This window comes from Streptococcus milleri (assembly GCF_900636525.1).
In the GTDB taxonomy this organism is placed as follows: domain Bacteria; phylum Bacillota; class Bacilli; order Lactobacillales; family Streptococcaceae; genus Streptococcus; species Streptococcus hominis.
This window is the reverse complement of sequence record NZ_LR134288.1, coordinates 836,299-849,288: the sequence shown is the minus strand read 5'-3', so window position 1 is coordinate 849,288 and position 12,990 is coordinate 836,299. Positions and strand designations below refer to the sequence as shown.

13 protein-coding genes and 1 riboswitch are annotated in these 12,990 nt (G+C 38.5%); of the genes, 2 read left to right on the top strand and 11 right to left on the bottom strand.

The annotated features are described in order from the left end of the window. Window positions 1-12: 12 nt before the first annotated feature. The 4 genes from rpsP to ligA all read right to left on the bottom strand — a co-directional run bounded on the left by rpsP (window position 13) and on the right by ligA (window position 5,644). Window positions 13-285: a 30S ribosomal protein S16 gene (rpsP, locus tag EL087_RS04185; RefSeq protein ID WP_003024685.1), complete on the bottom strand. Its 273-nt coding sequence runs from the start codon at window positions 283-285 to the stop codon at window positions 13-15. 118 nt (window positions 286-403) lie between these two features. Further along, window positions 404-2,704: a type I pullulanase gene (pulA, locus tag EL087_RS04180; RefSeq protein WP_126407009.1), complete on the bottom strand. Its 2,301-nt coding sequence runs from the start codon at window positions 2,702-2,704 to the stop codon at window positions 404-406. A 13-nt stretch (window positions 2,705-2,717) separates the two neighbouring features. Further along, window positions 2,718-3,677: a diacylglycerol kinase family lipid kinase gene (locus EL087_RS04175; protein ID WP_126407007.1), complete on the bottom strand. Its 960-nt coding sequence runs from the start codon at window positions 3,675-3,677 to the stop codon at window positions 2,718-2,720. 8 nt (window positions 3,678-3,685) lie between these two features. Continuing rightward, entirely contained in the window at window positions 3,686-5,644 is a 1,959-nt protein-coding gene (gene ligA, locus EL087_RS04170; protein ID WP_126407005.1) for an NAD-dependent DNA ligase LigA, read from the bottom strand. 198 nt (window positions 5,645-5,842) lie between these two features. On the opposite strand from ligA, the gene EL087_RS04165 reads away from it, so the two are divergent. Then, window positions 5,843-6,790, top strand: coding sequence for a 2-dehydropantoate 2-reductase (locus EL087_RS04165; RefSeq protein WP_126407003.1), 948 nt, complete (start codon window positions 5,843-5,845; stop codon window positions 6,788-6,790). 125 nt (window positions 6,791-6,915) lie between these two features. On the opposite strand, the gene EL087_RS04160 is transcribed toward EL087_RS04165, so the two are convergent. After that, window positions 6,916-7,425: a QueT transporter family protein gene (locus EL087_RS04160; RefSeq protein ID WP_126407001.1), complete on the bottom strand. Its 510-nt coding sequence runs from the start codon at window positions 7,423-7,425 to the stop codon at window positions 6,916-6,918. Further along, window positions 7,423-7,531, bottom strand: a riboswitch (PreQ1 riboswitch). (Overlaps the previous gene by 3 nt.) Before the next feature lie 28 nt (window positions 7,532-7,559). On the opposite strand from EL087_RS04160, the gene EL087_RS04155 reads away from it, so the two are divergent. Further along, window positions 7,560-8,003 carry a GtrA family protein gene (locus EL087_RS04155; RefSeq protein WP_003029828.1) on the top strand — a complete coding sequence of 148 codons (444 nt, stop codon included), beginning with the start codon at window positions 7,560-7,562 and terminating at the stop codon, window positions 8,001-8,003. Between the two features lie 64 nt (window positions 8,004-8,067). Here the strand turns inward: EL087_RS04155 and EL087_RS04150 are convergent, their stop codons facing one another. From EL087_RS04150 to EL087_RS04125, 6 genes are all read right to left on the bottom strand, one after another. Then, a complete protein-coding gene (locus tag EL087_RS04150) occupies window positions 8,068-8,775 on the bottom strand; it encodes a B3/4 domain-containing protein (protein WP_126406998.1) in 708 nt (235 codons plus the stop codon). Window positions 8,776-8,785: 10 nt separating this feature from the next. Then, a complete protein-coding gene (locus EL087_RS04145) occupies window positions 8,786-9,235 on the bottom strand; it encodes a MarR family winged helix-turn-helix transcriptional regulator (RefSeq protein WP_003029833.1) in 450 nt (149 codons plus the stop codon). A 71-nt stretch (window positions 9,236-9,306) separates the two neighbouring features. Beyond that, window positions 9,307-10,215, bottom strand: coding sequence for a YihY/virulence factor BrkB family protein (locus EL087_RS04140; RefSeq protein WP_003042389.1), 909 nt, complete (start codon window positions 10,213-10,215; stop codon window positions 9,307-9,309). Window positions 10,216-10,265: 50 nt separating this feature from the next. Further along, entirely contained in the window at window positions 10,266-11,123 is an 858-nt protein-coding gene (locus EL087_RS04135) for a methionyl aminopeptidase (RefSeq protein WP_003042110.1), read from the bottom strand. 24 nt (window positions 11,124-11,147) lie between these two features. Beyond that, window positions 11,148-12,425, bottom strand: coding sequence for a CBS-HotDog domain-containing transcription factor SpxR (spxR, locus tag EL087_RS04130; RefSeq protein ID WP_164558130.1), 1,278 nt, complete (start codon window positions 12,423-12,425; stop codon window positions 11,148-11,150). Continuing rightward, window positions 12,418-12,969 carry a GNAT family N-acetyltransferase gene (locus EL087_RS04125; RefSeq protein WP_126406994.1) on the bottom strand — a complete coding sequence of 184 codons (552 nt, stop codon included), beginning with the start codon at window positions 12,967-12,969 and terminating at the stop codon, window positions 12,418-12,420. The genes spxR and EL087_RS04125 overlap by 8 nt, the downstream gene beginning before the upstream one ends. Window positions 12,970-12,990: the final 21 nt, after the last annotated feature.

The window sequence follows — 12,990 nt, the reverse complement described above, 5'->3', positions numbered from 1 at the left end:
CCTGCACTTCTATTATTTAGAGTATTTAGAATCGTGGAATTTCTTCATCACACCAGCTTTTGAAAGAATGTTACGAACAGTATCAGAAGGTTGAGCACCTTTTGACAACCAGTCAAGAATACGATCTTCTTTTAAAGTTACTTGGTTTTCAGCAACAAGTGGATTGTAAGTTCCAACTGTTTCGATAAAACGTCCGTCACGTGGTGAACGTGAGTCTGCTACATTGATACGATAGAAAGGTTTTTTCTTAGAACCCATACGAGTTAAACGGATTTTAACTGCCATTTTAAAAATTTCTCTTTTCTCTTTTTTATTTTTAGGAATAGCAGAACTATTCCCAACACACTCTATCTTATCACAAGAAAGAAAAGGTGTCAAGAAAAAATCTTGACATCTTTTGATATTACCATTCTACGACTTCAAAGACTGTAGCTGTCAGATCTTCAACAAAAGAATCGCTAACTTGACGACTATTTCCAGCTACAAGTTTCAAATTTCCAATATCTTCAATATTGTATCTATCACCACTTGCATTAAAAATTACGAGGTAATAATTATCATCTTTCACTTCAAAAATGACAATTCCACTTCCGGAATGCGCTGAATGTACAAAGGCATGCTGGTAAATGTCATCATAATGCTGGTAAGAAAATTCTTTTGTTGTCGTTTTTAAATGAATCATCTGTTTGATATAGTTGATACTTTCTTGATGATGAGCTAATAAATCCCAGTCTACTTGATTGACAGCGTCGGGAGCGTTATAACTGTTCATAGCACGCTTATGATCTGCCTGAATGGCATTCCCATTTGCTCCAGTTGCAACTAGTTTGCTACGTAAAAATTCCTGTCCCAGCTCCATAAAACTCATACCTTGCAAGAGGAGATTCATCGCAGTCGCTAATTCAATCCGCTTAGTACGAGTCAATTCATCATCATTTGGATGAAGTTCGGCTAACAAATCGTGCAAATTGTAATTATCGTGTGCTTCTACATAATTAACGACTTGTTTTGGCTCTAGATAGGTTCCTAACTCACTGCTTCCTAGAATTGCCTTGGCAACAATTGATTCTGTTGCTTGTCCACTTACAAAGCCGGCTTTTAAGCCGCCGTAGACTTCTGCTCCTTTGATAGCATCACGTTCAGTATCGTTGAAAAATCCGATATTTGGCAATTCAAAGGCATTGTCTTTTTTTGCTTTGTCAAGCGGAAGCAATCCTGTCCCCATATCCCAACCTTCACCGTATGTGAGAATTCTCGAGTCAATTTCATCTAACGCTTCCCGAATTTGACGCATCGTTTCAATATCATGAATGCCCATTAAATCAAAACGAAAACCATCAATATTATACTCTTTTACCCAATAAAGGATAGAATCAATCATATATTTACGAAACATTTCATGCTCGCTGGCTGTCTCGCTCCCCACACCTGTTCCATTTTGGAAAGAGCCGTCTGGATTCATCCGATAGTAATAATCAGGCACTGCTTGTTGAAACGGTGAATCATGAGTCGAATAAATATGGTTGTATACAACATCTATCACTACGGAAATGCCCGCATCATGATAGGCTTGAATCATCGTTTTTAAATCCCGCATTCCTTGAGACGGGTTTGCTGGATCTGTTGAAAAACTCGTTTCAGGAGCATTGTAATTTTGAGGGTCATAGCCCCAATTATACATTACATTTCCATCTTGGTCATACTCTTTGTGTCGATCAGAGATGGGCTGCAATTGTACGACATTGACACCTAATGATTGAATATAATCAAATCCTGTCGCTTGACCTGTTCTATTTTTTGTTCCTTTTTGACAAGCCCCTAAAAAGGTTCCTCGGTGTTTTTTAGACACGCCAGAACTGTTAGACTTCGTCAAATCTCGTACATGCATCTCATAAATAACAGCTTGACAAGGATTCTCTAGACGCCAAATTGCTTGTTGCCCTTGTTTCACTTGGAAATGTTTTGGATTTCGCTCCGCAGGCGATAAAATGACAGAACGCTTTCCGTCTTCCGTTACGGCTTCCGCATACGGATCGCGTGTTACTGTTTTGTGATGTTCAAACTCTAGCTGATACTGATAGGCTTTATTTGCCAAGTCATCCGAAATCACCCGAGACCAGACTCCGATTGTATTTTTAGCATGATCTTTGGAAAAATCTTTTCCTCTTTGTAAGTCGTAGACCTTCCAGATTTTCGCTTTGTTAGTGCTATTCTTATAGACTACTAACTGAACTTTTTTTGCAGTCGGTGCCCAGAGTTTGAATTCTGCTTGCTCACCATTATACCGGCATCCCAACCAACCTTGGTACCCCCAATGCTGGTCAAAATGTTTGCTGTCCAATGCCATATCAAAGGCACGAGGATCACACTTTGCGTAATACGGACTAGTCATAGCAGCCTGCCTAGAATAATAAACTTGACTGTCTCTTTCGATAATCCAAACCTCAGTCACTAAATGAGGCGGTAACAACTGAATGGAATAATCAACCGACTGGTGAGACCAATCGATTGTTTTTACAATGACATGGACATTACTCAAAGCTTGTTCGCTTGTATAGGACAAGGTTCCTTGAATCCCAAAATCATCATACTGGAAAAAAGCACTCTCTTCTCCCCATTTATTCATTTGCCATTTCCACATATTATAGGCTGCATAATTTCCTAATTGATTATGGTAATGGATTAAGACACGATAGTCTAACATCACATTCTCCTGATTATTCTTTATTCTCCAATGACAAAGCACTATCGCTAATCTCATCAATATTTGCAAAAAATTCTAAATGGTTATGAAGAACTTCTAATTCAACAGGAGTATCTCCACCATATTCGCCATCCAGATTTAACATGAATGGGGCTTTTTTGTCTAAAACTTCTAACTTTAACTTACTTGTTTTTAAATATTCTACATTCACATCTGTCACATGTTGACCACCATTGATTGCTTGAATCATCAACGCCAACATATCAAACAACCGAGCAGTTTTTACCAAAATCAAGGTAAAATTACCATCATCTAGCACTGTATCTGGCGCTAATTTTTCAAAACCGCCAATTGAATTGGTTAAGGCAACAAAGATTAAAGAGACCTTGCCTTCAAACACACCGTGGTCGTGCTCAATATGTACTTTACGTAATTTAGATTTTGGCAGCATTTCCGCTCCCTTGGCTACATAAGCAAGATAACCAAGGCGCGATTTTACTTCACTTGGAACACTATATGTTAATTCTGTCAAAGTTCCCGCTGCAGCAATATTAATAAAATATTTTTTCTCATAAGCCTGACCAATATCCATTTTTATGGTTTGATCTTTTTCAATAATCCGAGCAGCTGCTACTGGATCTCCCATTGGAATTTTGAGAGCACGCGCATAGTCATTGGTTGTACCAGTAGGAATAAACGCCAACTTAGGACGGTTTTCCAAAGGTGCCACGCCATTAACCACTTCGTTAATTGTTCCATCGCCACCAGCTGCCACAATTAAATCAAATCCTGCTTTAGCCGCTCTCTCTGCTTCGTTTTGAGCTGATAAAGGAGCGGGCGTTGTCTGATAGGCACTTGTTTCATAGCCTACATCTTCTAAAACGTCTAAAACTTCTGCGATATTTTTTTTAATAATTTCCTGACCAGAGGTCGGATTATAAATCAATCGTGCTCTTTTTCTAGCTGTTTCCATACAAACCTCTATAAACTCTCAAGCCAAGCTTCATCACGAATGGTTATGCCCAACTCTTGAGCTTTTGTTAATTTACTTCCTGCATCTGCTCCGGCAACGACTAGACTTGTTTTCTTAGAGACCGAGCTCGTCACCTTTGCACCTAAACTTTCTAATTTCTTTTTCGCCTCTGAACGATTGAGACGCTCCAATTTTCCTGTTAAAACAACGGTCAATCCAGAAAGTGCTGCATCTGCTGCCACTTTTTCGCCAAGGTAAGTGAAATTTAACCCCGCTTCTTTTAATTCCGACAATAAAATATGAGTTCCTTCTTGTGCGAAATAGCTAGAAAGACTCTCAGCAATCACCATTCCTAGACTATCCAGCGCAGCAATTCCTTCTTTTTCTGCTTTTGCTAATTGCTCCAAATCATGAAAATGCTCTAGCAAAATCTGACTAGCTTTACTTCCAACATGGCGAATGCCCAAGCCAAATAATAATTTCTCGGCAGAATTTTCCTTAGAAGTCTGAATAGCAGTATACAACTTATTAGCTGATTTTTCCTTAAAATTTTCCAATTGCAGCAAATCTTCAACAGTCAAGCGATAAATGCCAGCCACATCATTTACCAACTGCTGATCAAATAACTTTTCTACAACAGCAGGACCAAGACCTGTGATATTCATGGCATCGCGACTAGCAAAATGAATCAAGCCTTCTTTGATTTGTGCAGGACAACGTGGATTGATACAGCGTAAAGCAACCTCATCTTCAAAGTGAATCAACTCGCTGTTGCAACTTGGACAATTCTTTGGAATCTCCAATTTCTCTTCTGATTGGCGCTTACTTTCAACCACTTGCAAAACAGCTGGAATGATGTCACCTGCTTTGTAAACGATGACCGTATCGCCTTTGCGAATGTCCTTTTCAGCAATGTAATCCACATTGTGTAAAGTGGCTCGGCTGACCGTTGTCCCCGCTAATTGCACAGGCGTCAAGTTGGCGGTTGGCGTAACAACTCCAGTCCGTCCAACTGTCCAGTCAACTGATAAAAGCTGCGCTTCTTTTTCTTCAGCTGGAAATTTGTAAGCAATCGCCCATTTTGGTGCTTTTACAGTAAAGCCCAGCTCTTCCTGCACAACCAAATCATTTACCTTGATTACAACACCGTCAATATCATACGGTAACTGGTCGCGTTCTTGAGCGATTTGTCCAATAAACTGCCACACTTCATCCATCGAATGTGCCAAAATATGCCGCTCATTCACACTGAAGCCATTTTTAGATAACTGATTTAAAACAGCTTCTTGGCTCGTCGCACTTGTCGGACTGGCTTCTTGATAGAGAAAGGTTGCAAGATTACGTTTGGCTACAATTGCAGTATCTAACTGACGCAATGTTCCTGCCGCTGCATTTCTCGGATTAGCAAATTCTGGTTCTCCGTTTTCCTGACGTAGCTGATTCACCGCATCAAAAGAACTGCGTGGCATATAACATTCACCACGAACAGTCATATCAACTTCGCTTGGCAACTTTAAAGGAATATCTTTCACTCTTTTCAAATTTTCTGTGATATTTTCCCCGACAGAACCGTCTCCGCGAGTCGCTCCTGCAACTAAAATCCCCTTTTCATACATGAGAGAAATAGAGAGGCCGTCAATTTTTAGTTCACATAGATAGCTAACATCTGGAAAATCTTTCCGAATCCGTGTATCAAATGCATCTAACTCTTCACGTGAAAAAGCATCCTGCAAACTATAGAGCGGATACTGGTGTTGGTATTTTTCAAAACCTTCTAAAACCTTACCTCCCACACGATGAGTTGGGCTATCAGGCTGAACGAACTCTGGATACTGCTTTTCTAAATCTAATAATTCATGATACAACTTATCATATTCACTATCCGATACGCTTGGATTATCGGTGGTATAATATTCATGAGCATACTGATTGAGCAGCTTCACCAGTTCTAACATTCTGTCTTTCATATTTCTATTTTATCATAATTCATGCGTTTCTACAGCATTCTTACCTATATTCTTTACAAAAAATTAGACAAAAATGTAAAATAGCAGAAAAATAATCTTCATCACATCAAATATGATAAATTTCAAAAATTTAATTGATTAAAATACATAAAAGAAGTAAAATATACTATAAATAAAAAAGCTAGGAGAATTGTTAGTATGAATATTACAATTGCAGGTGTCGGTGCCATGGGTAGCCGCTTTGCTCTGATGTTGCATCGAGCAGGACATAAAGTGACTTTAGTAGATGGCTGGGAAGAACATGTCACAGCTATTCAAAAAGATGGTTTACAAGCGAACTTAAACGGCGAAGAAGTTGTTGCCAAGTTGCCCATCTATTTGCAAAGTCAAGTAGATCCAAGTTTATCTAATGACTTAATTATTCTATTTACGAAAGCTATGCAGCTAGAAGCGATGTTAGCAGATATTCAACCTTTGATACATGATGATACAGCTGTTCTCTGCCTATTAAATGGGATTGGTCACGAAGAAGTCATTGAAAAATATGTCCCAAGAAATCAAATTATGATTGGAAACACTATGTGGACTGCTGGTATGGAAGAACCTGGACGTGCAAAATTATTCGGAAACGGCTCAATCGCTTTGAAGAATTTAGTCGCAGATCCAAAAGCTGCACAAGTAGCTTATAAAGTCATTGAAACCTTGAATTCTGCTGGATTAAATGCGCAATATACAGAAAATATCTTATATGCCATTTATAAAAAAGCCTGTGTCAACGGAACGATGAATAGTTTGTGTACCCTTTTGCTTGCTAATATGGCAGACTTTGGAGACACTACTCCTGCACATGCTATCGTTGAAAAGATTGTGAGTGAGTTTGCAGCAGTTGCAAAACACGAAAATGTAGACTTGAATGTCACAGAAACCGTGAACTACATTGAAAAGAACTGCTATAATCGCGATACAATTGGCTTGCATTACCCTTCCATGTATCAAGATTTGAACGAGCACAATCGTTTGACAGAAATTGATTATATCAACGGAGCTATTGCACGAAAGGGACAACAATATGGTGTAGACACGCCATACTGTGCCCTTATAACCGAACTCGTTCACTGTAAAGAACAATTACTTGGTGCCAAATAACATCAAACTTGCAATAGATTTTACTATTGATTATGCTTCTTGCTCATTGGAAATGACTCATTTCTGTCATTCATGAAATATAAAAAAACATGCTGAGAAATTCCTTGGCATGTTTTGTTGATATGTTATCTTCCTAAATCAATCCGTTTATTTAGCTTATCCATTAAGATTCCACCAATAATGAGTGAAGCAAACTCTCCTACCGCTGTCGTAAACCAAGTCAAGAAAAACGGTGCTTTAGCGACAAGATACAATTCAGCTGCAATGGTCACCATAGAAAGTGAAAAGAAAATCGCAAAATAAAAGAAAGCTTTATTGATCAGTCCATTAAACAAGTATTCATTCATGTATTTTCTAAAGAAATACACACCTAAGCTCAAAAAGACCAAAGTTGAGCCACCACCGACAAAGACATCGATGATTCCAAAGCTAAATAAATTTGTAATCATACAACCCAGGGTGACTCCGATGATGTACTTAGGTTTATAAAAAGCCATAAAGTTCATCATTTCAGAAATCCGAAATTGGTAGGCACCATAGCTAATAGCATTCAAGGGCGGTGTCATTGTTAGTGCGACATAAATCGCAGCAACAAGAGCAATCTGAGCCATATCACGAACAGTAATTTTTTCCATGTTTTCTCCTTTAGCGGCCAAACCGCGTGTAATATGCTTGGCGAAAGGGAACTAAGCACCAAGGGCTGCATTGACAAAACGAATACAGCCTTTCAAGTATAGCATATTTTTTTCAAATATGATAGACTAAATCTATGAAAAATTATATAAAACGCTTTTTCGATAACGAAATCTTATCCTATTTGTTTTTTGGTGTTGCTACAACTGCTGTTGCAGTTCTTACACGTATGCTTTGTTATGCTTTCACGAGTAATGAATTACTTTCTACAGCGATAGGCAATATCGCTGGAATCCTTTTTGCTTTTGCGACAAATGACACGATTGTTTTTAAGCAAGAAAGAAGGGGCTGGGGCGCTCGTTTTGTCAAATTTGCTCTTGCGCGACTTTCTACTTTTCTGCTGGACATGGGACTCACATTCATTTTTGTCACAACATTTCCTAACATTATCGGTCAATTTGTCCACAATGACATTAAAACGGTCAACACTATTGAAACATTGTTTGCTCAAATCGTTATTATTGTGCTTAATTATGTTTTTAGCAAAATCTTTGTATTTAAAAATAAATCAACTAATTAAAAAGACAAACCTACCTCAATGGTGGTTTGTCTTAAATCCAAAGGAGCCTTAAGGCTCTTTTTTCTTAAATTTCTACACTTGGATTGTCAATTGTCAGATGAGTAATTTCTCCTTTGACTCCAAAATAATCTTCTACCAAATGTTGCAATTCCTGCATAGCTGCTTGCGCGCGTTTGGCTTGGTCTTCATTGATAGCCTCGATGACTAGTACTGCGTCCGTTGTGCCTTCAGTCAGCATTGTCCGTTGCGCTTCCCGCCAGTTAAAGCAGCGACAAACCGCTCCTTCATTATCATAATAGATAATCTCTTCTGGAAGAGCTGGTGCATCCGTCTCTGCACCAAGTGGAAAGAAAGCTTCGCCTCCTTGCGCTTTTCCAAGATGCAACCCTCCTTGAATCTTAGCAATATCTTCACCACCACAAGGAACGGCATAGGAAAGTGATACACTATTATAAATATCCACCAATGGATTGATTGGATTGAACTCACGACCTTGACTTACCCTTTTTAAAAGAGCTTCAATGGAAGAACGCGCACCTTTTTTAGTTTTAAACTTACTAAAAGCACCACGCCATTCTTGAATCACGTCATTTTGCGTAAAGGTTTCATCTACGATAAAATCTTCTGCACGCTTGCTTCCCTTGTCTAACAAAGATTTAAAATAAGGTTTTTTGCTTTCGTCAACGCTATTATCCAAACCTTTAACAACCATAATGCTAATTTGCGCTTGAGGAAATAATTCCCAAAATTCATTTTCAACTGTGACTTTCATTTTACACCTCTCAATAATTTCTTTTTTGTCCTTTTTTAACCAATTCCCAATCATCAGTAATATTCTGTCGCACCTTTGCTAACATATCTTCTAACATTTGGGCGTCTTCTTTTGAAAATCCTGTCAAAGCCTGCTGCTCAGAATAAGTGTGCTCTGCTAAGATAAACGGGTAAAGTTTTTTTCCTGTATCCGTCGCAAAAAGCTCTTTATTTTTTAAATTTCCAGCTGCACTTCTTCTTTCAATCAAACCTTTACTCTCTAATTTTTTGACAGAGCGAGCAACGGTTGACCGATCAACTTTCAGCAAATCCGAAAGTTCTTCTTGAATAATACCGGGATTTTCTACGATACGAACCAAATAAAGATACTGCCCTTTGGCCAAATCAACATGGCGAAATTCAATATTCGCCATTGAATCCAACGCTCGGGCGATGATACCAATCTCTCGCAAAATCGTCATATTGCCTCCTTAAGCAATATTATATCACATTTTATTGCAAATGCAATAAAATAACCACAAAAAAAGAAGTTTCATTTGAACTTCTCTTTATTTTTTATAAGTCTCGTTGTCAGCTGTTTGTGTCTCGTTTCAAATTCTTTTTCGTGACATCCTTGGTAACTTGCATTTAAGATTGCCCCAATAATCATAATTTGGGCAATGAAGGTAAACCAAATCATGACGACGACAACAAAAATGGAACTAAAAAATCGAACATCCATTAAGTGATTTACATAAGTGTCCAAATAAACGGAAAATAAATTTAACAATACCCCAATCGTAAAAACTACAAAAATCGTTCCTGGCAGAACATAGCGGATTTTCCTGATTTTTACATTGGGTAAAAAGTAATAAAGCATCAGTAAAGAAAGAAACAGCAAGGTGTAAATCGTCGGCTGGGTCATTCTTTGCAAACTGGCATATAGTTGATCATCAAACTCCCAAAAGCTATGAAGCAAGCGAAGCGACATTCTCCCAAACATTGTCAGTAAAAGAGACAAGGCAAAGAGAAATTGCAACCCCAAGCTAATGACTAAACTAAATAATCTATGTGATATCAGACCTCTATCTTTTGCAACACCATAAGCTTTATTAAATGCTTTTTGTAAAAATGACATTGATTGTGAAAATGCCCATAGAGCCGAAAGGATGGAAAAACTCAACAAGCCAGAAGAAGGCTGAGTTAGCAAATTTCGGGTAACCTTTGCAACGACTTCATACAGCGATTCAGGCAGAACATCTTCCATTGCTTCCAAAAATTCTGCTATCGGAATTTGAAAATAAGGCAATATATTCACAACAATCAATAGCAACGGAAAAATCGAAATCAGCAAATAATATGCCACCGCAATGCTTGTCAAATCAATCTCTGATGCTTGATAAAATTTAAAAAAGGATTGTAAAAACGGGTTCTGTCCAATCTTAGAAACAAACTTTTTCATCTCGTCTCCTACTAGAATACAGAGCAAAAAGCCCCTTTCCATTCTTATTTTTAATAAGTTCCTTCTTCTCCTTGGCTGGTTAAGATAACAGGACCATCTTTGGTAATCACAAATTGATGTTCGTATTGACAAGAAAGTCCACCGTCCAGCGTTTTGTGAGCCCAACCCGTTTCAAAATCTGTGTCAATCTCCCAAGTACCTGTTGAAATCATCGGCTCAATTGTCAAAACCATGCCTTCACGAAGACGCAATCCGCGTCCAGCGCGTCCGTAATGAGGCACCATTGGCTCTTCGTGCATGGTTGGTCCAACACCGTGTCCTACCAAGTCACGAACGACACCATAGCCATGACTTTCCGCATATTCTTGAATCGCTGCACCAATGTCACCAATCCGATTGCCAACTTGAGCAGCCTCAATTCCACGATAAAGGCATTCTTTTGTCACGTCCATCAGTTGGTGCACTTCTTCACTCGCTTGACCAACTGTATAAGCCCAACAAGAATCTGCAACACCTCCACGGAAATTTTCTGTATAGTGTTTCATTTGTTCTACGTTGTTGAAATCGAGTTTAGAAACATCTAACTCAGCTTTATCAACTAAGCCAACGACCATATCTACTTTGATTAAGTCACCTTCAACTAATTTTTGGTGGCGTGGAAAAGCATGTGCCACTTCGTCATTCAATGAGCAGCAAGTGGCATAAGGATAGTCCATGATGCTCCCTTCTACACCAATTTGAAGCGGAAGAGCATTATCTTCCTTACATCGTCTGCGGACGTACTCTTCAATTTCCCACATGTCAATACCTGGCTTAATCAAATCCCTTAAACCGATATGAATACTGGCGAGAAATGCACCGCTTTTTTCCATTAAATCAATTTCACGTTGTGATTTTAAAGTTATCATTCTTTCTCCTTAATATCTGAGGTATTAATTTATTTTTACTGTAATTGTTGCTTTTGCAACCAATTGAAGTTTTAGGTAAATATCGTAATCCAAAATAGCAGAATGCCGTGTTTGTCGGACAATTCTTGGTCGAAGCGTCAAAGTTTCATCAATCTGAACAGCTTGCAAGAAATAAATCATCATCTGCTCAATAATAATATTTTTCTTGCCAGATGTCATGTATTGATGTGTTGCTGTCGTTAAAATCTCTGTTAGAATCCCGTTAGATAAAACACCGTTACTTTCTAACATAAAAGGTTCCACAACAAAAGAAAATTCATTGTTGATATGACGAAGTTTTTGAGAGACTTGGTCACTAAAAGTCGGTAGGCTGGAGATTTGTTCCCGACTCATTTTTTCCATGACATCGCGACGCGTAATGACTCCAAGAAGAGTTTGATTGCTCCGAATGACTGGCACCATTTCAAAGTCTTCTGTAATCATGCGCTGGCTAACATTGGCAATGCTGGTATTTAAAGTAACGGCATAGATATTTTTTGTCATAACTTTGTCCAAAATAGTGTGAGGAGACTTGTCACCAGTATCACGCATAGTCACCACGCCAACGACCATATTATGCTGATTAACAACAGGAAAACGACTGCTACGGTTTTTCCGAACCAAATCCATAAAATCACGAACGGTATCTGTATCTTTTAAGAAACCATACTCATGACTACCACGATAAACCTGTTCCACGGTTAAAATATCTGTTTTGATCTGCATGTTGGATAGAGCACGATTGATAATCGTTGCAACTGTAAAGGTATCATGTTGGGATCTTAGAACAGGAATGCTTAAGCGGTTCGCCAATTTTAAGACATCATGATTCACGTCCAAACCACCTGTCACTAAAACAGCATTTTCATGCTTCAAAGCCAATAACTGAATATGGGTGCGGTCTCCAATAATCAAGAGACCTCCTTCTGTTAAGTAACGTAAGAGATTCTTCTCGGTCATTGCCCCGATTGAGAATTTACTGAATTCCTTTTCAAGTCCGTCTTGACCAGCTAATACTTCTGATCTCGTAATTTCAGCAATTTCTTTAAATGTTAAGTGCTCCAGCTCTACTTTGGGAGATTTCACGCGAATCGTGCCGCTACGAGGACGTGTTTCTACCAATCCACGATTTTCGGCTTCTTTAATCGCACGATAAGCAGTCCCCTCGCTTACTCCTAAATAATTGGAAATACTGCGTACACTAACACGCTTTCCTACTGGTAATTCTTCCAAATAAGCGATAATTTCTTGATGTTTACTCATGAAAGTCTCCTTTTTCATAGCAAAACTCTAAATAATCCCGCATTTTACGTGTATAACGGTCGCTCCCCTTGAACTGCCGCCTACAAGAAAAGCCTGTCTTCTCGGCAACCCTTTGGCTAGCTTTGTTTTCCAGATGAGTTACAATATAAAGTCGCTTCAAATTAAACTGTGTAAATGCCAAATAAACAATATTTTTGACGCACTCAGTCATCAGACCATGTCCCCAATAATCATGCCGAAGAAAATAACCAAGCTCTGCTTCACCCTTGATTTCGTCTATCTTTTCAAATTTAACAGAACCAATCATTTGCCCAGAATCTTTATCACAGATCGCCCAAATTCCAAGAGGATATTTCATGAAATAATTAGCCAATACATGTTGACTTTCTTGCAAATTAGCCTGTGCAGGAAAAATGAAATGTAGATTTTCAGGATTGGAGGCAATTTTATAAAAATCTTCACTATCCATAAAGGAAAAGGGGCGCAATACTAAATGTTCTGTTTCTATAAAGGCAAATTCTGCCAATTTTGTCCACAAATTCATACCTTACCTCGAAGATAAAGC

Coding starts and splice junctions, on each gene's coding strand:
- EL087_RS04165 (WP_126407003.1), top strand. CDS start 5,843: ATGAATATTACAATTGCAGGTGTCGGTGCCATGGGTAGCCGCTTTGCT.
- rpsP (WP_003024685.1), bottom strand. CDS start 285: ATGGCAGTTAAAATCCGTTTAACTCGTATGGGTTCTAAGAAAAAACCT.
- EL087_RS04125 (WP_126406994.1), bottom strand. CDS start 12,969: ATGAATTTGTGGACAAAATTGGCAGAATTTGCCTTTATAGAAACAGAA.
- ligA (WP_126407005.1), bottom strand. CDS start 5,644: ATGAAAGACAGAATGTTAGAACTGGTGAAGCTGCTCAATCAGTATGCT.
- pulA (WP_126407009.1), bottom strand. CDS start 2,704: ATGTTAGACTATCGTGTCTTAATCCATTACCATAATCAATTAGGAAAT.
- EL087_RS04145 (WP_003029833.1), bottom strand. CDS start 9,235: ATGACGATTTTGCGAGAGATTGGTATCATCGCCCGAGCGTTGGATTCA.
- EL087_RS04160 (WP_126407001.1), bottom strand. CDS start 7,425: ATGGAAAAAATTACTGTTCGTGATATGGCTCAGATTGCTCTTGTTGCT.
- EL087_RS04175 (WP_126407007.1), bottom strand. CDS start 3,677: ATGGAAACAGCTAGAAAAAGAGCACGATTGATTTATAATCCGACCTCT.
- EL087_RS04135 (WP_003042110.1), bottom strand. CDS start 11,123: ATGATAACTTTAAAATCACAACGTGAAATTGATTTAATGGAAAAAAGC.
- spxR (WP_164558130.1), bottom strand. CDS start 12,425: ATGAGTAAACATCAAGAAATTATCGCTTATTTGGAAGAATTACCAGTA.
- EL087_RS04150 (WP_126406998.1), bottom strand. CDS start 8,775: ATGAAAGTCACAGTTGAAAATGAATTTTGGGAATTATTTCCTCAAGCG.
- EL087_RS04155 (WP_003029828.1), top strand. CDS start 7,560: ATGAAAAATTATATAAAACGCTTTTTCGATAACGAAATCTTATCCTAT.
- EL087_RS04140 (WP_003042389.1), bottom strand. CDS start 10,215: ATGAAAAAGTTTGTTTCTAAGATTGGACAGAACCCGTTTTTACAATCC.